The sequence below is a fragment of the Umezawaea sp. NPDC059074 genome, assembly GCF_042738955.1.
Taxonomy (GTDB): Bacteria; Actinomycetota; Actinomycetes; order Mycobacteriales; family Pseudonocardiaceae; genus Umezawaea.
This window is the reverse complement of the sequence record NZ_JBHYHC010000017.1, coordinates 1-19,715: the sequence shown is the minus strand read 5'-3', so window position 1 is coordinate 19,715 and position 19,715 is coordinate 1. Positions and strand designations below refer to the sequence as shown.

Annotated in this window: 18 protein-coding genes and 2 pseudogenes; 10 read left to right on the top strand and 10 right to left on the bottom strand. The window is 69.7% G+C overall.

The annotated features are described in order from the left end of the window. Window positions 1-39: 39 nt before the first annotated feature. From ACFWW9_RS10755 to ACFWW9_RS10735, 5 genes and pseudogenes are all read right to left on the bottom strand, one after another. Entirely contained in the window at window positions 40-849 is an 810-nt protein-coding gene (locus ACFWW9_RS10755; RefSeq protein ID WP_390374422.1) for a BTAD domain-containing putative transcriptional regulator, read from the bottom strand. Between the two features lie 1,449 nt (window positions 850-2,298). Next, complete coding sequence (locus tag ACFWW9_RS10750) at window positions 2,299-3,792, bottom strand: NDP-hexose 2,3-dehydratase family protein (RefSeq protein WP_390374420.1); 1,494 nt, start codon at window positions 3,790-3,792, stop codon at window positions 2,299-2,301. A gap of 28 nt (window positions 3,793-3,820) precedes the next feature. Beyond that, window positions 3,821-5,074 (bottom strand): glycosyltransferase, encoded by a 1,254-nt coding sequence (locus ACFWW9_RS10745; protein WP_390374418.1) that lies wholly within the window; start codon window positions 5,072-5,074, stop codon window positions 3,821-3,823. 1,193 nt (window positions 5,075-6,267) lie between these two features. Then, a pseudogene (locus tag ACFWW9_RS10740) lies at window positions 6,268-6,732 on the bottom strand (hypothetical protein); the annotation flags it as partial. Further along, window positions 6,644-6,898, bottom strand: a complete 255-nt coding sequence (locus tag ACFWW9_RS10735) for a recombinase family protein (protein ID WP_390374416.1) — start codon at window positions 6,896-6,898, stop codon at window positions 6,644-6,646. The gene ACFWW9_RS10735 and the pseudogene ACFWW9_RS10740, both read right to left, overlap by 89 nt. On the opposite strand from ACFWW9_RS10735, the gene ACFWW9_RS10730 reads away from it, so the two are divergent. The 6 genes from ACFWW9_RS10730 (at window position 6,837) to ACFWW9_RS10705 (ending at window position 11,759) form a co-directional block, all read left to right on the top strand. Then, a complete protein-coding gene (locus ACFWW9_RS10730) occupies window positions 6,837-7,118 on the top strand; it encodes a hypothetical protein (RefSeq protein ID WP_390374491.1) in 282 nt (93 codons plus the stop codon). The two genes, ACFWW9_RS10735 and ACFWW9_RS10730, sit on opposite strands and share 62 nt — an antisense overlap. Window positions 7,119-7,322: 204 nt before the next feature. After that, a complete protein-coding gene (locus ACFWW9_RS10725) occupies window positions 7,323-7,592 on the top strand; it encodes a hypothetical protein (RefSeq protein ID WP_390374414.1) in 270 nt (89 codons plus the stop codon). Window positions 7,593-7,855: 263 nt separating this feature from the next. Continuing rightward, a complete protein-coding gene (locus ACFWW9_RS10720; RefSeq protein ID WP_390374412.1) occupies window positions 7,856-8,482 on the top strand; it encodes a glyoxalase in 627 nt (208 codons plus the stop codon). A 134-nt stretch (window positions 8,483-8,616) separates the two neighbouring features. Continuing rightward, window positions 8,617-9,795 (top strand): RNA polymerase sigma factor, encoded by a 1,179-nt coding sequence (locus ACFWW9_RS10715; RefSeq protein ID WP_390374410.1) that lies wholly within the window; start codon window positions 8,617-8,619, stop codon window positions 9,793-9,795. A gap of 136 nt (window positions 9,796-9,931) precedes the next feature. Beyond that, the gene (locus ACFWW9_RS10710) at window positions 9,932-11,356 is read left to right on the top strand and encodes a WGR domain-containing protein (protein WP_390374408.1); all 1,425 of its coding nucleotides are present in this window, start codon (window positions 9,932-9,934) and stop codon (window positions 11,354-11,356) included. 55 nt (window positions 11,357-11,411) lie between these two features. After that, window positions 11,412-11,759: a hypothetical protein gene (locus tag ACFWW9_RS10705; protein WP_390374406.1), complete on the top strand. Its 348-nt coding sequence runs from the start codon at window positions 11,412-11,414 to the stop codon at window positions 11,757-11,759. A 215-nt stretch (window positions 11,760-11,974) separates the two neighbouring features. Here the strand turns inward: ACFWW9_RS10705 and ACFWW9_RS10700 are convergent, their stop codons facing one another. From ACFWW9_RS10700 to ACFWW9_RS10685, 4 genes and pseudogenes are all read right to left on the bottom strand, one after another. Then, a complete protein-coding gene (locus ACFWW9_RS10700; protein ID WP_390374404.1) occupies window positions 11,975-12,586 on the bottom strand; it encodes a hypothetical protein in 612 nt (203 codons plus the stop codon). A gap of 120 nt (window positions 12,587-12,706) precedes the next feature. After that, a pseudogene (locus ACFWW9_RS10695) lies at window positions 12,707-13,076 on the bottom strand (VOC family protein); the annotation flags it as partial. 136 nt (window positions 13,077-13,212) lie between these two features. Then, window positions 13,213-13,659 (bottom strand): recombinase family protein, encoded by a 447-nt coding sequence (locus ACFWW9_RS10690; RefSeq protein WP_390374402.1) that lies wholly within the window; start codon window positions 13,657-13,659, stop codon window positions 13,213-13,215. A 260-nt stretch (window positions 13,660-13,919) separates the two neighbouring features. Further along, on the bottom strand, window positions 13,920-14,330 hold the full coding sequence (locus ACFWW9_RS10685) for a YybH family protein (protein WP_390374400.1): 411 nt from the start codon (window positions 14,328-14,330) through the stop codon (window positions 13,920-13,922). A gap of 244 nt (window positions 14,331-14,574) precedes the next feature. Here ACFWW9_RS10685 and ACFWW9_RS10680 point away from each other — a divergent pair, with 244 nt between their 5' ends. Both ACFWW9_RS10680 and ACFWW9_RS10675 read left to right on the top strand, forming a co-directional pair. Next, on the top strand, window positions 14,575-15,753 hold the full coding sequence (locus ACFWW9_RS10680) for an acyl-CoA dehydrogenase family protein (protein WP_390374398.1): 1,179 nt from the start codon (window positions 14,575-14,577) through the stop codon (window positions 15,751-15,753). A 49-nt stretch (window positions 15,754-15,802) separates the two neighbouring features. Further along, window positions 15,803-16,198 (top strand): YybH family protein, encoded by a 396-nt coding sequence (locus tag ACFWW9_RS10675; RefSeq protein ID WP_390374396.1) that lies wholly within the window; start codon window positions 15,803-15,805, stop codon window positions 16,196-16,198. 55 nt (window positions 16,199-16,253) lie between these two features. Here ACFWW9_RS10675 and ACFWW9_RS10670 read toward each other — a convergent pair whose 3' ends face one another. Further along, window positions 16,254-16,694: a winged helix-turn-helix transcriptional regulator gene (locus ACFWW9_RS10670; RefSeq protein WP_390374394.1), complete on the bottom strand. Its 441-nt coding sequence runs from the start codon at window positions 16,692-16,694 to the stop codon at window positions 16,254-16,256. Window positions 16,695-16,864: 170 nt separating this feature from the next. On the opposite strand from ACFWW9_RS10670, the gene ACFWW9_RS10665 reads away from it, so the two are divergent. Continuing rightward, window positions 16,865-18,256, top strand: a complete 1,392-nt coding sequence (locus ACFWW9_RS10665; protein ID WP_390374392.1) for an MFS transporter — start codon at window positions 16,865-16,867, stop codon at window positions 18,254-18,256. Between the two features lie 244 nt (window positions 18,257-18,500). Continuing rightward, window positions 18,501-19,682 carry an acyl-CoA dehydrogenase family protein gene (locus ACFWW9_RS10660; protein ID WP_390374390.1) on the top strand — a complete coding sequence of 394 codons (1,182 nt, stop codon included), beginning with the start codon at window positions 18,501-18,503 and terminating at the stop codon, window positions 19,680-19,682. Window positions 19,683-19,715 lie beyond the last annotated feature (33 nt).

Here is a 19,715-nt window from a genome sequence, read left to right as displayed (position 1 = left end):
CCAGGCCCTCTTCGCGGAGTGGGGGAGTGGACGGGGGCGTCACCAGCCGAAGCTCGGCGAGCCGATCAGCCGCCACCGGTTCTCCAGGTGGCTGTTGTGGTGGGAAATCCGGCCCGACACCTGCTCCGGCACCTGCGGTCGGGTGTGCTGGGGACCGCCGTCGGTCCGCAGGATGAGCCGCTGCACGTGCCGCAGCTCGTGGCCCGGCTCGCTGCCGAGTTGCTCGATGAGCAGGTTCCGGGTGTGCAGGAACGCGGCCAGCGCGTCGGACTGGCGGCCGGCGCCGTGCAGCGCGAGCATCAGCTGCGCGGTCAGCGTCTCCCGCAACGGGTGCGCCCGCACCAGGTGCGACAGCTCGGGCACCAGGCGCGCGTGTCTGCCCAGCCCCAGTTCCAGGTCGATCCACCACTCCAGGGTCTGCATCCGCAGCTCCAACAAGGGCGGCACCTCCATGTCCTGCAACGTCGGCGACGGCACGTCCAGCAGCGGCGCGTCGCGCCACAGCGCCAACGCCGACGACAGCGCGGACGACGCCTCGCCGGTCCTGCCGTCCGTCGCCAGGTCGACCGCGCGGCCGTGCAGGTCGAAGAACGTGGCGAGGTCGCTCTCGCCGGGACCGACGTTGATCATGTAGCCGGGAGCCTTGGTGATGATCCGCTCCGCCACCCGCGGACCGAGGGTGCGCCGCAGGCGCATCACGTACGTGCGGATGGTCGGCACCGCGCTCGGAGGCAGGTTCTCGCCCCACAGGAACCACGCGATCCGATCGATCGACACCACCCGGTTGTTGTAGAGCAGGAGGCCCGCGAGGATGATCCGCTGCTGAGCGGCCGGTATGGCGACCTCCACGTCGTCGACGACGGCCTGGGTAGGACCGAATATCCCGAACCGGATTCGTGCCCCGTGTGGACGAAGGTCCCGTGCACGGCCCATGGAAGCGGCCTCCCTTTCCTGTTGTCCACGTGCGGACTCGCCGAATGCGCTTCTATCGTGATGTGTCGACACCACGGAGATCAATGGTGCTTCGGTGAACGTCGCGCACTCCGGTCGGCTCTCTTTTGCTTGCCGTCTCATCACCCTTGACCCTCGCGGTGACTCAGATCGACGTCATTTGGTGGAACGCCGTGACTCAGAGTTTCGGGCGTTGGTCTGTTCGGGTCGTCGATTCGGTCCTCGGTAGGAGTTTCTTCGATATCACTGGTCCAGTCCGTAGTGTTGACCGTATAAATCGTGACTGGCAATGCGGCCCCAAGTGACACAGGTCACAAAATTTGAGGCTTCAGTCATGGCAACTTGTGGAGCGTTGGGCGTAGTCCGATTGCGACTCCTGGTCGCTATTGGCGAGATCGCCGTCGTGGGCGATCTTTCGGAGCTGTCCGGTCAACGCAAAATGCGGGCTTCGACTCTTTTCGCAAGTGTCTTTACGAATAGCTCGAGAGGTGCGCACCTGCGGCTGACCTCCGACTACTTGCCTGGTGAACGGGCTGAATCAGCGAGTTCGCCCCATGGTGCCGATCACCTCCGGCGGTGGGTGAACCGGTCGAGCGACGCGGCTCGCGCCCGCTTCCCGGTGGAGTCCGCTCGTGAAGGAAGCGTGGTCGAGTCGATGCCCGGTTCCATTGCCTTCTCGCCCGGTTCGTGCCCGAATGGCTCCGATACCGCGAAATATTGGTGACGACGACTGCCGCCGGCTGAGGTCGGCCGGTCATGTCCTCGGGTTCTACCGCACCGATCGGTTCACCGCTCCAGCAGCGTGAAACCGTTTTTACCGAATCGGTAAATCCGGGCGTGTGCGGCCGGGAATGGCAGTCGGATGTGCGTGCGGATCGCGAACATGGGTCGTCACGTCATTGCGGTGTGGTGACCGATCAGATTAGTCGGGTTCGAGCACCGGTCCCGCAATGTTTCCCGGTGGTGATTTACCCGAGACGTCGGGTCAAAGCGTCAGGTCGTGCGAACCCGCCCTGGTAATGCGCCACGTGGGAGTCGAGCATCCGGTCCGGGTACTCCGGACCGCCCGACAGCGCGAACGACGGCAGTACAGCGCACAGCCGCCCGGTCGACCCCCAGAGGTGGTAGCGGCCCGCGTCGCTGTGCCGGAACCCGAACTCGGCGGTGACGACAACCCCTTCTCCTCCGCGAGCCGCACGAGTTCCGCCGCGTACCCCTGGACCGCCTCGCCGCGAACCGGTCGGTGAACGGGACCGCGCGGGCCCGGTCCCGGCAGGCGGTTGCGGTGACCACCACCCCCGGCGTGCTCGCGAACGCCGAGCACCCCGACCCGCGCGGGCCTCGCGCTCATCGGACGGCTCCCGTCGCGATCGGGTCGGCCCGCGGTCCGCCGACCAGGCTGTGCAGGCACGCGACCAGGCTGCGCGCCTGCACGTTCACGTAGTGGCTGTGCCGCAGCAGCCCGACCACCTGGTCCACGGTCATCCACCGGTAGCGCGACGGGCCGACGGCCTCGAACGGGTCCACCTCGACGACCAGGTACCGGTTGACCGCCAGGAAGAACCGGCCGCCCTCCTCGGACAGCAGGGTGTCGAACCGGATCCGGTCGGCGGGCGCGTCGAGCACCAGGTCCAGGAACGGCGGCCGAGCCCCGGCGGGCAGGTGCTCGTAGTTCTCCGGCGTGCACTGCACGGTCGGCGCCAGCTCGACGAAGTCCAGGTAGCCCGGCTCGACCCTGGCGTTGACCAGCACGTGCAGCACACCGGAGAAGCGCGCGGCCAGGAACGCGACGACGCCGAGCCCGTGCGGTGCGATGATCGGCTGCGTCCAGCCCTGGACCTCGCGGTCGCCACCGCTCACCGCGACCGCCCGGATGTCGAAGAACGCGCCGGTCTCGTGCTCGATCCGGTCCGCGCTCCGGTGCCAACCGCGGACGTCGCGCAACGGGACGAGCGTGGCCTCGACCTCCCGCCTCGACCTCAGGTCGGTCACCCAGCTCAGTATCTCCCCGTCGGTGTGCAGCGCGCCCCAGGTCGACCCGGTCGAGCGCACCAGCGCCGCCCGGAACCCGTCGGTGCCGCGACCCAGTTCCCGCACCAGGTCGGGTCCGGAGAACGGCAGGCAGGACAGCACCGTCCGCGAGTTCATGTTGACCAGGTTGTCGAACGCCAGCAGCTCGTGCAGTTGCCCCAGCGTCAGCCAGCAGAACCCCTCGCGCACCTCGACGTCGTCGACCGCCTCCACCACGATGTTGCGGTTGCGCTTGCGGTGGAACCAGGACCCCTGCTCGGACTGGAGCACGTCGGCGAGCACCGACTCGGGCCTGGCCGACAGGAACAGGTCGAGGTAGGGCACGGAACGGCCCCGGTGCACGGCGGTGTAGTTGCTCCTGGTGGCCTGCACGGTGGGGGACAACTGGAGCACCCCCGCGTTGCCGGGCTCGGCCTTGGCCTGCATCAGGCAGTGCAGGACGCCGTCGAACTCCTTGACCAGGATGCCCAGCACGCCGGTCTCGGGCTGGTTGATGATCGGCTGCGACCAGGCCGCGACGGGACCGTGGTCGGTGGTCACGGCCAAGCCCTGGACGGAGAAGAACTTCCCGCTGTCGTGCACCAGGTCGCCGCGGGCGGGGGCGAAGCCCCACCCGACCAGGTCGGCGAAGTCGATCCCGGTGACCGCCGTGGTCCGCGCGAGGTCCAGTCGGTCGGCGAACCAGCCGTGGAAGTCCGCGGTGGACCGAACGACGCCGTGCCTGGTCAGCGCCGAGCGCGCGAGGCGTGACGGCAGACCGGAGACCTGTGTCCGAAGTGGACTTCCAGGGGTGATCGGGGACGGTGTCACGACGCCTCCGCGGCTCGCCTGGTCGGGGTCAGCGTCCGGTGGCGGCGTAGGACTCGACGACGTCCGCTGCCTCGCGGACGCCCCGGTCCCCGCGCACGGCGCCGGCCAGCGCGAAGGCCCGGTCGGCGATCGCCGGGTCGTCGACCGCCGCGCGCACGGCGGCGGCGAGCGAGGACGCCGTGAGCCGGGAGTAGGGGACGGGTGGCGCGGCGACGCCGAGCGCGGCCATCCGGGCCGCCCACATCGGCTGGTCGGCGTAAGTGGGCACGATGACCTGCGGCACACCCGCGGACACCACGGCGGCGGTCGTGCCCTGACCCCCGTGGTGCAGCACGGCCGCCGCCCGCGGCAGCAGCCAGGTGAAGTCCGCGCTCTCGCTGCGGATCGCGTCGACGTGGTCGGGCAGGTCGCCGACGGGTCCGCCGACGACCACGAGCCTGCGTCCGGTCTCGGCCGCCGCGGCCACGCTCGCCGCCAGCAGGGTCTCACCGCCCACCAGCCAGGCGCTGCCGAACGCGGCCACCAGCGGCGGCTCCCCGCGCTCGACGAACTCGGTCAGCTCGGCGGGCTGGTCCCAGCGCACGTCGTCGGACCAGTAGCCGGTGACGTGGCAGCGCGCGGGCCAATCCGGCGGCGGGGGGAACACGTGCGGGCTGAACTGGTACAGGATCGGCCGCACGACACCGTCGTCGCGGAACGGCGATCCGAGGCCGAACTTCGGCAGGCCCGCGGCCGCGCGGCCCGCGTTGACCTCCGGCCGGTACAGCAGCCACTCCAGCGCGCTGGAGGCCTGGTGGGTGAGGCGGTTGTAGCGCCCACCCAACGGCAACGCGGGCGCGCCCATCGCAGGCCAGGTCGCGGTCGCGGTGATGGGCCACGAGGCGACCGAGCACCAGGGCGCGGTCGACCGGGTCAGCGCGCCGATCCGGGTCAGCGTGGTGTTGACGATCATGTCCACGCCCTCGGTCGCCGCCACCAACTCGTCGGTCAACGCCCGCCGGTCGGCACGAGGCGGCCTCGGGACCGCCGCCGCCATCCGGTACAGCGAGGGTCCCTTCCGCAACGCGGCCCGCACCCCCGGATCGGTGAGCACGGAGGTTGCGTGGTCGGTGCCGATCGTGTCGAGCGCCCGAAACCCGATCCCGGCCCGCTCCGCCATGCCCCGGAAATCCGCGCCGCTGACCAGGACCGGCTCGTGCCCGCGCCCGCGCAGTTCCGCGCCGAGCACCACGAACGGCTGCACGTCTCCGCGCGAGCCGATGGTCAGCAGTGCGATTCGCATGGTGCTCCTCCTGTCGGCGGCACCGCTTGGCGGTCGACCAAGGGAAGCGGACGAGCCGGGGAGGCCCTGACGCTAGGTCGCCGCCGTAGCGTGCTGATATCGCCTGCCCGGCCTGCTCTCCGACCGGAGCGCCCACGACGGCGCGCGGAGTGGACTCACGACCCCGCACCTCGGATGGCGAGTCCACGACACCGAGCGGCGGCGACCTCGCCGTGGACGAACACGAAGCCGTTGTCCGTTCGCGGGGATGGGGCTACAGGGAGACCCGCTGCTTCGATCGGCCCGACGTCCATGGCGCTCACCCTCGGCCGGCTGAGGGCAGGCCGTCGAACCAACGTCCACGATGGACACTTCCGGTGTCGCTCCGAGGCGGCGGAGTCAGGTGAACTCTGCGGTCCACCCGGAATGCTCTGGAAGCCCGTGCCTGCCTTGCCGTGCACCCCAGCCGCGCGAACCCGTAACTTGAATCCGCCCTGGCCATCCGGGGCCGCGGCACCCGCCGCACCACTGCTGCGGTTCGTTCGGTCGGATTTCATCAGTTGAGACGTCGACCTGCGGGTCGTGATAGTCGCCGATCGACAGGCTAACCGCGCCATCGCGCAGAAGCCCGTAGTCCCGGAGCCAACGGGCTCTCAGTACGGCAGTGTTGCGTGGCGGAGCAGTTGTGGCGCGGGTGGTACTCCCTGTCCCCTTCCAGAGCGTCAGCCTCTGTGCAAATTGGGGGCGCTTTGAGGCGGTGGTTCCGGGACAGGCCGACAGCCTGTCCCGTGCTCTCGCGTGGTGTTTTCGCTGGCTGAGCCTTCACTGCGAACGTAAGAGGCCCGTCCCGGATGACCATCACAGGACGGGCCTCAAGCGAGAATCGGGACGGGTGGGCTTACTCAGAGCCAGGAAAGGCTATGCGGGTGAGTAGTGCGCAAGTCCGGCTCGGTCACATCGTTACCCCACGGATTTTCTCGAGTTGATCAGGAAAGTCCGTGGGGTCTTTTCTGCCCTGTGCCCCGTCGCGCCGGGGCCGGGGTTGCGGTTCTGTTCCATGATCCCACCATGATGACGTCGATCACCTGGTGTTTCCGGCACCAACTGGTGACGTGATCGAGGCCGACGCGGTCGACGAACGCGCACGGTCCGGAGCCGACGTGAGGCATGCCGCGGATCACTGCCGGGCTCGGACTCGGATTGGGAATCGGCTGTCACGACCGGATCATTCGATGCCGGCGCCGCTGACATGTGCTGGAACTCCGCACCGTGTTGGCTTGGGTCCGTGATCTGAAGGAGGGTGGCGATGCGGTGGAGCAGGTGGCTTCGCGGAGGCAGAGGTTCCGCGCAGCGTCGGCGGGACGTGGCGTGGTGCTGGAGTGTCCGTGCCTGCACCGGTAAGCGGAGCGGGCGTGGACTTGGTGGGAGTCCATGTGCCGACCACGCCGCCCACAGTGGATCCGGCCGGATAGCGCGTACGAGTACTTGATGCCGTGTGCGTTGGGTTTATGCGCTCGAACGGTCTGAGCGGTGAGGAAGTCCTGCTCGGAGACAAGCGCTGGGTGGGCGAGGCGGGTGGAGATGGCCCATTCATGCTGCTGATTGCGGGTGGTGGAGCGTCGACCGGTGGAGGAGCGGAGGGTGAGGTCCCAGCTGGCGCGGTTCCAGACCGCGCGTCCGGTGTAGCGGGGGGTTGCGGACGATCTCGATTACGGACCGCAGCGACCAGCCGTGAACGTGGCGGTGCGAGTTACGGCCTGGGTCGGCGCCTGAGGGGCTGGGGATGCCTTGTTCGTTGAGTTGGCGGGCCGTGGGCTCCGTGCTGAGCTGGTTCGCCGTCGGCAAGGCCCACAGCGTCTCCAAGGCGGGGCTGTGGATGGCGACGCCGATGCAGGCGGGCAGCGACACGGCGGGCATGAACAAGCCGTACGACGTCGCCACCGCCGTCTTCGACGCGCTGGAGGCGGGTGAGGACGAGGTGCTGGTCGACGAGATGACCAGGAAGGTGCACTCCGCGCTCGCCCTGCCCGTCATCGCCCTCTACCCGGCTCTCGCCTCGCGGTAGTCGGGCGACCGCCCGGTGCGCCCGCTCTCCCCGCGGCCCACCTGGCCGGAGGCCGATCACCGGGGGTGACCGGTCGCCGCACCGCCGGATGAAGCGGTGTGTGGTCGTGTGAACGGTGGCCTGGGCGCTTGTTGGGATGCCGGCGGCTGAACATGCTGGTTCCAGTGGTGACATCGGGTCACGACGCAGGCGAGAGGAAGAACCATGCCGAACGACTTCGCGGTGTACTGGAAGGAAGACGCCACGATGAACGACATCCAGAGCATGATCAAGGAGTTGGAGAAGATCGGTCCCGGGCCGGTCTCGCAGGAGGACGACTACCTGGAGGCCACTCTCGACTGGGGGACCAGCGCGAGGGACGTGAACAACCTCAAGGGCAGGCTCAACGGGGTGTCCCACAACAAGGTCGAGAGCATCGACGTGATCACGGCCGGTGCCGTGCCGGAGGTCGGGCAGGAGGCGGGCACGCGGTAGCCAGTCAGGCTCGTGAGGAGACCGCTCGGCGAGGGCCGTTCGCGGGCTGTCCGATTCGGCGAGCAGGACGTCGCGCTCGTCGGAGGAGCACCGGAAGAACGCGCAGGTCGTGACGTGCGCTCCTGGGCGTTCTTCGGCGTCACGGTCGGGCCGTCGTCGGTCGCGTGGTCGGCGGGCCTCCGGGGTCGCACCCGGTCGTCGTGCGCGGGACTGGTCAGGAATCGAGAAGCACCTGCCGCCGGGTCGCTCCTACCGTGGTGCCCATGACCCACATCGACTCCGTCACCCTCGACGTCTCCGACCCCGCCGCCGCGGAACGCTTCTACGCCAACGCTTTCGACCTGGACGCGGAGGTCCGCTTCAGGGCGTCGGACGCTCCCACGACCGGCTTCCGCGGGTTCACCCTCGCATTCACGGTCGCCCAGCCCTCCACCGTCGACAGCTTCGTCGAGTCCGCCCTCGCGGCGGGCGCGACGACGCTGAAGCCCGCCGCGAAGTCGCTCTGGGGCTATGGCGGCGTGGTCCAGGCCCCGGACGGGGCGATCTGGAAGGTCGCGTCCTCGTCCAAGAAGAACACCGGCCCGACCGTCCGCCGGATCGACGACCTCGTGCTGCTGCTCGGTGTCGCGGACATCGTCGCGAGCAAGCGCTTCTACGTGGAGCGGGGTCTCACCGTGGGGAAGAGCTTCGGCCGGGTGTACGTCGAGTTCGCCGCGGGGGAGGGGCCGGTCAAGCTGGCGCTCTACCGGCGTCGCGCCCTGGCGAAGGACCTCGGTGTCCCGTCCGAGGGCACCGGGTCGCACCGGATCGTCGTCAGCGGCGGCGCGACCTTCACGGACCCGGACGGGTTCGCCTGGACGGCGCGGGTGGGGCAGTCCGCCGAGCGGTGACCGACGACGGGCGTGCCCTGGCCGAGGTGTCCACAGTGGACAATCGGGCCGCGTTGGGTCGAACGGTCCATCGGGGCGGGAGACTCGGCCCCACGCGTTGCTCCGCGTGATCGTGTTCCGGTGGTGTGGACAAGGTGCCCGGTCATCCCAACGACAAGACCCGGCGCGACCGCGGGATCGACCTCGCGGGTGACGTGGAGGCGGTTCCCGGTGTCGACCGGCTCACGTCGGTGCCGTTCCACGACACGGCGGTGAGCCGGTTGGACCGGTCGCCGGCCGCGACGGCGTTCGCGGACCTGCCCGAGAACAGGCAGGCGGTGCTGTGGCACCTGGAGGTGGAGGGCCAGACCCCCGCCCAGGTCGCCCCGCTGCTCGGCCTGACCGCCAACGGCGTCTCCGCGCTGGCGTACCGGGCCCGCGAGGGGCTGCGGAAGGCCTACGTCCAGGCACACGTGGCGCGCGACCCCGCCGAGTCCTGCCGTGCCACGCGGCCGGGTGCTGGTCGGGCTGGACGGCGCGAAGCGCACCGTGGGATGCCCGGCGGGCGAGGACGCGGTGGTCTGCACCGCCGACGGCACCCTGGCGCACGGCCAAGTGGATGGGTCGGTAGGGACGAGGAAGGCGAAGGTGTCGTTGGCACGGTGACGCGTTGCAAGGCACAGCTGTCGGCGGTCCTCGACCGCGAAGAACACGTCGTCCTCGCGCAACGGGCGGTCCGAGCAGGGGACCAACGCGACAGCGTCCGGTATTCACCCGATCCACCGTCCACAGCACCGTCGATCGGCCACACTGTCCCCATGATCAGACTGCCGGGGGCCGTCGTGCTGGTCGCGGTTCTGACCGCGTGCACGGCGCAGACCCCCGCGACACCACCGCTGTCCAGCACGCCACCAGCACTGTCCGGTCTGGAACCGTGCGAGCTGGTCAAGGAGTCTGACTTCCAATCACGCGGCTTCGGCTCGTTCTCCGCCACTCCGACTCCGTACCCGGAGATCCCCGGTTCGTGCGGCTTCACCTTCGGCAAGGCGTCGGCCGACGACCTCGTCGTCATCACGGGCGTGATCGACACCGGTTACGAGTCGGAGAAGGCCAAGAACCCTGGCGGCCACGAGGGCCTGATCGAGGGCCACACGACCTACTTCTACTGCGGCGGCGCCAAGGGTGACATCGCGTGCGCCGCGTGGGCCGCGGTCGCCGAGAACAAGACGCTGACCATGGGGCTGCGCCAGCCGAACGCCGACGAGTCACGGCTGCTCCTCGCCACCCAGGGCGGCATCACGGAAGTGCTCCGCCGCCTGTCACAGGTGTCGTGAAACCGTGCGAAGACCACCTGGTCACCCGTGACCACTCGCGGTGATCCCGCCGGTGGCGGGTCCGTGATCGGGAATTGTCGGTGCGGCCGGCTACCGTGCTCCCATCGCGTCGCCGGGGTCCCTAGGAGAGATCAGAATGACTGCTGCCACCACGTACCTGGAACTGTCCGAGACGGATGGCGGTGCGCACAAGTTCTACGAGGTGCGGGTGGTCGACACGAAGGTGACGATCACCTACGGGCGCATCGGGGAGACGGGGACGATCCGCGACGCCACGTACCCGGACGCCGCCAAGGCGGTGAAGGCGGCCGAGAAGAAGATCGGCGAGAAGGTGCGCAAGGGGTACGCGCCCGCCGTGAAGGGCGTGCGGCAGCGGCGTGCGGTCAGCAGGCGGCAGATCGCCAGCGTCGTGTCCACCGCGCACCAGGCGCCGGTGCTGTGGCGGTTCGCGTCCGGCGCGCCCGCGTTCGGCATCTTCGTGGGCGAGGACCAGGCCTGGGTGGGCAACGAGAAGGGCGACGTCTTCACGCTCACCCACGACGGCGCGGTCACCGGGCGGTACGGCCTGCCCGACGGCGTGAAGTGCATCGTCGCGGACGACTTCTGGATCTACGCGGGGTGCGACGACGGCCGCGTGTACGACCTGGGCGGCAAAGTGCCCAGGGTCGCGTACGAGATCGCCAGCAACGTCGACATCTACTGGCTGGACATCGACGACGGCGTGCTCGGCGTGTCCGACCGGCAGGGCGGCATCACGATCGTCGACCACGAGGACGAGTTCCAGTGGTCGCGACCCAGCGGCGGCGACAGCGCGTGGATGGTCCGCTGTGCACCGGAAGGCGCTTTCCACGGGCATTCGCGGGGCGTGACGCACTACGCGGCGCGCAGCGGCGACCGGGTGTGGCACACCAACACCATCGGCGGCGTGCTGTTCGGCTGGCAGGAGCCGACCGAGGTGTTCGCCGGGACCAGCCACGGGTGGGTGCACCGGCTGGCGAAGTCCACCGGCGTCGAGGTCGCGCGCTACAAGTGCGACGCGGCCGTGTTCTCCTGCGCCACGTCGCCCGACGGCGAGTACGTGTTCGCCGGGGACAGCCACTCGTCGGTGTACTGCTTCGCGGCCGACGGGACGCGGTTGTGGAAGCTCGGCACGGGCTGCGGGTCGGCGTACTCGATGCAGTACCGGGACGAGCGGCTGTACATCGTGACCACCGACGGATCGTTGGCCTGCGTCGACGCCAGCCCGGCCGCGGTGGGCGCCGCGGAGCAGGGGCGGGTGCCGACGCGGAGCGACGTCAAGGCGGACGGGTGGAAGCGGGTGGAGGCCACCGCCGAGGTCGAGACGGTGGCCGCGACCGGTGGTGGCATCGTCGTGGAGTGCGTGCAGGTCGGCGGGCGGTTGCGGGTGCGCGTGGTGTCCGAGGGGTACGACCGGGAACGCGGAGTGCAGTTCCCGAAGGAGATCCGGGTGGCCGGGGCGAGGTACGTGGTGACGGAGATCCACAGTTCCGCCAGCGGCGGGTTCTACCGGGCTCGAGGGGAGATCAAGCGGTTGCTCTGAGACAGGGGGAGGCCGGTGGTCGGTCGCGATCTCGACACCGGGTGCGGTGGGAATCGTGGCCGGCACCGGCTCTGCCGGTGTTTCCGGACCGCGATCAGGACTGCGCACCGCGTTGTGCGCCTCGGCGGCGTTCCTTGCTCTCGCCGGGCCTCCCGTCCACCTGGCGGGCCGCCGGTTCATCGACGAGTCGATCGCGGAGCCGCTGCCGTACCGGAACGCCTTGTTGCGGGCTGCCCACCGGACGGCGGTCGGCGGGGAGTCGGCGATGCATGGTGGGATTCGTCCCGCGCAGTTGCCGAAGGACCTGCCGACGTTCAGCGGCCGGGACGCCGAACTGGCCGGGATGAGAGCGTCGCTGCGCGACCGGGACTACATGGGCGACGTCGACTGGGCGACGCGCTGACCGGTTCCGGCGACCGCGGTGCGGCACGCTCGGCGTGGTCGACGGCGGCGGACCTCGTCGAGAACGGCCGCACGTCCCGCGTCGGACCGTCGCTGTTCTCGGTCGACGACGTGCGGGACAGGAGCGCCCGACTCGACGAGGTCCGACCCGGAGATGGCGCGGGACAGGGGTAGGCGTTCCGCCGGGGCACGCCGAAAACCCGCCCGCGCTCGGTGCTAGCCGACCGCGGTGAGCCGGTAGCGCACCGACGTCGAGAAGTTGCCCGACGCCCCTTCGACCCGCAGCTCGTGGTCGCCCGCCGGCAACGGCGGCACCCACGCCCACAGCCCGCACGCGTACGTCTGCGTGACCCCCGCGGCCACCCCGAGGGCGTTGTTCTTCGTAGCCGTGAAGGTGATCGGGACCGGCGCGAGCCGCTCCAGTGGCACCGGCTGCCCGTCGAGCGTCACGGAGCCCGACGCGTCGGTCAGGAAGGAGCCGCAGTCCGCCTCGGGTCCGTACCGGTTGAGCGCGGGTCCGACGAGTTGGCGGCCCGCAGGGACCTGGCACGTCCGGTTCGCCGTGCCGCTGAACGTCCCGGCGAAGAACCACAGGTCCTCGGGCTGGTTCTCGCCGCAGAAGCTCCCGGTCGTGTCGGTGACGGGGTTGCGATCCTCCGGACTCGACCCCGCCCACGTCCACCACCGCTCTTGCAGGACCTGGTTGGACGGCCGTTTCCAGACGGTCGCCATGGCGGCCTGGGAAGTTGGGGCTGCGGGCGGCGCCGTCTTGAAGGCGGAACACCCGGCCAGGAGCACGGCGACGCAGGCGATGATCACTCTCAGCACGAGCGACATCGTCGCAGTACGACCTCCGCCCACCGGCACCAGCTACCGCAAGTCCGACGGCCTCCCCGAAAACCGGGACCTGTGGTCGGGCCGTCGCGACCCCGTTGGCCGAACGAGCGATCCGGCCGAGGCCGCGTCCGACTTGCGCAGTGCGCCCAGCAGGTCGCAGACGTGCAGGACCTGGGCGCGTTCCTGGCTCGCGAACGCGATGTGGTGCGGCCTCGGGCCGTCGCCGCCCGTGAGGGCCACGTCGTGCACGGTCGACTTGCGGAACATCCACGCCGCGCAGACGGTGCCCTCGTCGTCCTGGAAGTCCTCCCGAGACGCGGAAACCCAAGGCCTCGTAGTACTTTCGCGCTGCCGGGACGCCCGGGGTGGCCAGGTTGGAGTGGTCGAGTCGGGACAGCGCGCCCGCGCCGTGCAGGTCGTAGCGCTAGGTGAAGTGCTCGGTGTGCTCCGCCTCGCCGATGCCGCGGGTGGCGCCGGCCGGGCGGGTGCGGGCGCTGGAGTGCCCGTGGCGGCACCGGTAGCCGGGACGATTGTGCACTCGGTGGGCGTCCATTCGTCGCCCGCAGAGTCCAAACCGGAGCCGCCCAGTCAGCTGATAGGTGTGCTGTTTGCCTTCCCTATTTGGTTTTCTGAGCCTGAATGGCCTGGGCGGCGAGGAAATTCTGCTCGGATGCAAGGGGTTGGTGGGCGATGCGGGTGGAGATCGCCCACTCGGTCCGGGGATTGCGGGTGCTGGGGCGTCGTCCGGTGGGGGAGCGGTCGGCGCGGTCGCAGCTGGAGCGGTTCCAGACCTGGTATCCGGTGTAGCGGGGGTTGCGCAGGATTTCGGTGACCGTGCGCAGCGACCAGCCGTGGTGGGTGCGGTGCGGGTTGCGGCCGGGGTCGGCCCCGGACGGACCGGGGATTGATCGTTCGTCGAGCCGGCGGGCGATGTGCGCGGTGCTGCGCCCGGCCAGGCGTTGGGCGAAGTTCCACGCCACATGCCGCGCGGTGGACGGGTCGGGTGCCAGGCGCTGGAGCCGGCTGCCGTTGTGGTGAGTCGGCTTGTTCGTGTTGCTGGGCAACGGTTTCTCTTGGATCTGGTGCGATGACCGGGAGGTGGGTGCCAGGCGCTGCTCGTCCGGATCGATCGTGAGTGGCTGGTGGACGCGTTCGAGCGGATGGTCCGGCAGTTCGATCTCGGGGGGATCGGGCTGCCGGACCTCCGACGGTGGGTGGGGGTCGTCGTGCGGCTCGACCGTGTCCGCTGAGCGGGACGGACGTGTCGCGGGGCGGCAGGATTCGCGCCGTCGGCGATCCCGATCGGACCCGTGACCCGGTCCGGCTACTCCGAGGGCTGCATGACGGGGCGGTCGACGGCCATCAGCCAGCGGCCGTCCTCGCCCCGGCGCAGCACGTCGGTGCAGCTGCCGATGAGCTTCCGCTTCACGCCGTCCTCGTCGGTGCGCTCGATCACGAACGTCACGCCGATCAGCGACACGTCACCGGCCACGTAGGCGTGCGTCAGCGTCGCCTCGAGGTGCGGGCGGGGCGCGAGGAACGCCTCGAACCACGCCTTGCGCTCCGCGCCGGTGAGGGGCGCGCCGGAGAAGTTCGAGATCGCGTCCGGGCGGTAGAGCCGGTCGAACAGCGCGCCGTCACCGGAGTTGAACACGTCGATGAAGATGTCGTTCTGCGTGTCGATGTCGTCGGTGAGGTCTGGGAAGTTCGGGTCTACTTGGAGTGCAGCGGACATCTGTCCGTCCCACTTTCTGTTGGTGCGGCGAGCGCCGCAGCGCTGGTTCCCATGCGTTCGAAAAGCTATCCCGCGCCCTTTCACGAATGGCTCACAGACCGGTAATCGAGTGGTGATTACTCGATCGTGAGAATTGGCCGACCGGCCCTGGCTACAGTTTCGACGAGTTCGGATCCGGCGCCGGGAGAACAGCGCGTCCTGGAGTTCGAGCAGCCAACAACCGATCGGTGAGGGGCAAGGTCCGATGCAGGGAATCGAGAGGGATGCCAGGGCCGTGGTCGACGCCGTCCGCGACCTCGTGCCGCGGCTGCGAGCCAACGGTCCCGAGGCCGAGGAACGGCGGTGGATGCCGGAGGAGAACATCAAGCTGCTGGAGCAGGCGGGCGTGTTCCAGGCCGCGGTGCCGCGCAAGTTCGGCGGCTTGGACTTCAGCGTGGCCGAGCAGGTCGCGATCGTGACCGAGGTCGGCCGCGGCTGCGGGTCCACCGGCTGGGCCGTCAACGCCTGGATGTCCAGCGCGGGCATCATCGCCGCCTACCCGGACAAGACGCAGGAGGAGGTGTTCGCGGGCGGCTCGGTGCGGGTCTCGGGCGGGTTCACCCCCACCGGCACCCTCACCCCCACCGAGGGCGGCTACGTGCTCGACGGCAGCTGGAGGTTCAACACGGGCATCCGCGGCGCGGACTGGAACATCGTCGCGGCCATGGTGGAGGTCCCCGGCAACGAGGCCGAGGAGTTCTACGCCGTGGTGCCCGCCTCGGACTTCACCATCGCCGACGACTGGCACGTGTCCGCGGCGGCGGGCACCGGTAGCTGCACCACCAGCGTCAAGAACCTCTTCGTGCCGTCGCACCGCGTCGTGGACGGGATCGAGGTGCTGGAGGGCACGACCGGCGGCCGCTGGAACGCGGGTCTGCACGGCCGCGACTACGGCCTGATCCCGTACGTCGTCGCGCTCTCGGCGGGCGTCTACACGGGCTTGGCCAAGGCCGCGCTGGAGCTGTTCGTCGAACGCGCGCCCGGCCGCGGCATCGCCTACACGAACTGGACCGAGCAGGCGGAGCACCCGCACGTGCAGATCCAGCTCGGCACCGCCGCCAACAAGATCACCGCGGCCGAGGGCCTGACCGACCGCGTCACAGCGCTGATGCAGGACCGCGCCGACCGCGGCGCGGCGGTCACCACCGAGGAGAAGGCGGCCATCCGCGGCCAGGTCGGCTACGCCGTCCAGCTCGCCAAGGAGGCCGTGGAGATCGTTTACGGGCTCTCCGGCGCGTCCGTCATCCAGAAGTCCGTGCCGATCCAGCGCGTCTACCGCGACACCGTCGGCCTCGCGCTGCACGGCCTGCTGGCGCCGGTCACCAACCTCGAGGTGCACGGCCGCGTCCTGCTCGGCCTCGACCCCGACACGTTCTTCCTCTGATCACCGGAAAGCACCCCCAACCCCCACCACGCCAGGGAGCGCAGTCGTCATGACCGCTAGTGCCACCGTCCAGCTCACCGACGACCCCACCAAGCACACCGAGCACTACGTGCGGGTCTTCAACTCCAACGACCCCGCGGCCCTCGACCAGATGTACACCGCCGAGGCCGTCGCGGTGTGGGAGCCGAACCTGCCGCTGTCCGGAGACGCCCGGCGGGAGTACGCGAAGGAGTTCCTGTCGCGCAACCCGAAGATGACCGCGAAGGACCGCGAGCGCTTCATCACCGGGGACACCGCGCTGCTCATCGTCGACTGGAGCATCGAGATGACCGGTGTCGACGGGAAGCCCGAGCACCTGGAGGGCGTCGGCGTCGACGTCATCCGCAAGGGCCCGGACGGCAAGTGGCGGCACGCCGTGGACGACGCCTTCGGCCACCAGGCCTGACGTCGTCCGGCACGACCGCGCTGTCCTCCTCCGGCGCGCGGTCGTGTCCCGGCCGTCACCGGTCGACCAGCACCTCCTCGGGGGCGGACCGCGCGTCGTACTCGGCGCGCGCGCTCCCGATGGCCTCCTGGTGGGTCTCGGTCCAGTTGACCAGGGCCTGGATGGTCTCGTGCAGCGTCACGCCCATCGGGGTCAGCTCGTAGTCGACCCTGGGCGGCACCACGGGGAACACCGTGCGCTTGACCATGCCGTCGCGCTCCAGTTGGCGCAGCGTGACCGTCAGCATCCGCTGGCTGATGCCGTCGATCGCCCGACGCAGCTCGGAGAACCGCAGGACGCGGCGGTCCAGCAGCGAGATCACGAGCAGCGACCACTTGTCCGCGATGCGATCAAGGATCTGCCGAACTTCGCAGTCGACCCTCGTGTCCCACTGGCGGACTCCGTAGTCCTCGGTTCCCACGCAGAGACTGGGTGACTTCAAAGTGCCTTCTTCCATGACTCTGCATGGTGACTGATCATGCGTCTACGTACAAGAGGGAACGGGGTACCGAAAAGTAACCACCCAGCCGGGTGGTCGGCGCCGCACCCTCCGGGGCTTGTCACATAGGAGCTGTAGAAGTGTCCACGACACCGCAAAGTCCATCGGCCTCCGGTGGTCTCACCCGCATGAACGGCCGCGCACGCGCCTTGCTCTTCGTTTTGTGCGGCTCGATCTTCCTCGAGGGCGTCGACATCTCCATGCTGGGTGTCGCCCTGCCTTCCATCAAGGCGGACCTCGGCATGACGACCGGTGAGCTCCAGTGGGTGGTCAGCGCCTACGTGCTCACCTACGGCGGCTTCATGCTGCTCGGCGGCCGGGCCGCCGACCTGCTGGGCCGCCGCAAGATGTTCATCTTCTGGCTCACCGTCTTCCTGATCTTCTCCGGCCTCGGCGGCTTCGCGACCGAGAGCTGGATGCTGATCGCGTCCCGGTTCATCTCGGGTCTGGCCGCGGCCTTCATGACGCCCGCGGGCCTGTCGCTGATCACCACCAGCTTCGCCGAGGGGCCGCTGCGCAACCGCGCGCTGCTCTGGTACGCGGGCACCGCGGCGGGCGGCTTCTCGCTCGGCCTCGTCGTCGGCGGCCTGCTGACCGCGCTGGGCTGGCGCTGGGTGTTCTTCGCGCCCGTCATCCTGGCCGCGATCATCCTCGTGATGGCCGTGAAGCTCATCGAGGACAACGAGATCCCCGACCCCGCGAACCGGAAGTACGACGTCCTCGGCGCGGTCACCGTGACGCTCGGCGCCGTCGGGCTGGTCTTCACCGTGGTCCGCGCGCCCGACGCGACCGTCTCCGAGACGGTGCTGACCGCGGTCGTCAGCCTCGCGCTGCTCGTGGCGTTCGTCGTGGTGGAGAAGAAGCACCCCGCGCCGCTGGTGCGGCTGGGCATCTTCCGCAACGCGAGCCTGCTGCGGGCGAACATCGCCACGGTGCTGTTCGCGGGCTCGTTCTTCGCGTTCCAGTTCATCACCGTCCTGTACCTGCAGGACCTGCGCCACTGGACCCCGCTCCAGACCGGTGTCGCGCTGCTGGTGATCGGCATCGACTCGGTGCTCGCGCCGACGCTGACGCCGAAGCTGGTCGACCGGTTCGGCAACCACAAGGTCATGTTCGTCGGCGTCGCCCTCACGGTGGTGGCCTACGCGCTGTTCCTCGGCATCCCGGCGGACGCGGGCTACTGGCAGTCCATGTTCCCGACGATGCTGCTGCTCGGCCTGGCGTTCACGCTGGTCTACGGTCCGCTCACGATCGTGGCCGTCGAGGGCATCGCCGACGAGGAGCAGGGGTTGGCGGGCGGCATCTGGAACACCTCGTTCCAGTTCGGCGCCGCGCTCGGCCTGGCGGTGGCCACGCTGCTGAGCGTGCCGAAGTCCGCCGGTGAGGAAGGCCTCCTCGCCGGGTTCCACGCCGCGTACGTCCTGCCCGTGGTGGCGGCCGCCGTCGCGGTGGTGGTGGTCGGCACCGGCCTGGTCGCGAAGCCCGCGGTGGCCCCGGTGGACCAGCACGCGACCACCTGACCCGACGTCCTGTCGGGACACCCGAGGCCCCGGAATCGTGCGCAACGGCGCGCACGGTTCCGGGGCCTCGGTTCTTTTCGCGATTGTCGGGCGATTGTCGGGCGGTTACCGGTCCATGACCGCCTCGACCGCGCGATTACCGAACGAAAAGCGATCGCCGTCGTCACGCCTCTAGGCTCGACTTCGTCACCGAGAGCAATTCTTTCTCGGTGAAATCGCAGTCAGTGCCGCTGAGGAGGCAGGAATGACGACGATCGACAGGAATGTCGACGTTTCGACGATTCTGGACGCGGTGGCCGACATCGCGCCCGCGTTGCGCGAGAACGGTCGCCAGGCGGAACGGGAACGGCGGGTGCCGACCGAGTCCATCGCGCTGCTGGAGAAGGCGGGCGTCTTCCGGCTCACCACGCCCCGCCGGTTCGGCGGGCTGGAGGCCCCGCTCGCCGACCAGGCCGCGGTCTACGAGGCCATCGCCAAGGCCGACAGCGCGACCGGCTGGGCCGCGATGATCCTGCAGTCGAGCGCGTGGATCTACACCACGTACTCGGACCAGGCGCAGGAGGAGATCTTCGCCAAGCCCGACGTGCGGGCGTCCACCGGATTCAGCCCCACCGGCACCGTCGAGCCCGCCGAGGGTGGCTGGGTGGTCAACGGGACCTGGAAGTGGTTGTCCGGCATCAACCACGCCGACTGGGTGACGCTGGCCGCGCTGCACATGACGCCGGAGGGCCCGATGCCCTACGCCGCCGTGGTCCGCGCGTCGGAGCTGACCGTCCTCGACGACTGGGACACCTCGGCCGCCGAGGGCACGGGTTCGGCCTCGGCGAGGGCCGACGGGGTGTTCGTGCCCGCCCACCGGGTGCTCTTCCTGATCGACATGCTCGGAGCGGGAGCCCCGGACCGCGCGAACTCCGGCGCCACCGGCTCCAACTACGCGTTCCTGCCGCTGGTCATGATCGGGGCGGCGGCGTCGTACATCGGCATCGCCAAGGGCGCTTACGAGACGCTGCTGGAGCGGCTGCCCGGACGCCCCATCACCTACACGTCGTGGACCGAGCAGGGCCAGTCGCCGGTGACGCAGATCCAGGTCGCCACGGCGGAGAACAGGATCGCCGCCGCGGAGGCGCTGGCCGCCGCCGTGGTCGCGGTGCTCCAGGGCCACGCCGACGCGGGCACCTACCCCGAGATGGAGGAGCGGGCCCGGCTGCGCGGCCGGGTCGCCATGGTCGTCGAACTGGCCAAGGAGGCGGTCGAGGTCCTGCACACCGCCGCGGGCGCCTCGGCCATCGCCCGCGACGTGCCGTTCCAGCGGTTCCACCGGGACATGCTCGGACTGGCGAACCACGCGCTGTTCCTGTTCAACACCAACATGGAGGTCCACGGCAGGGTGCTGCTGGGCATCTCGCCCGACACCCCCTTCCTGTAGGTCGCGCACCGCGGCACCGCCTCCTCCCCGTCC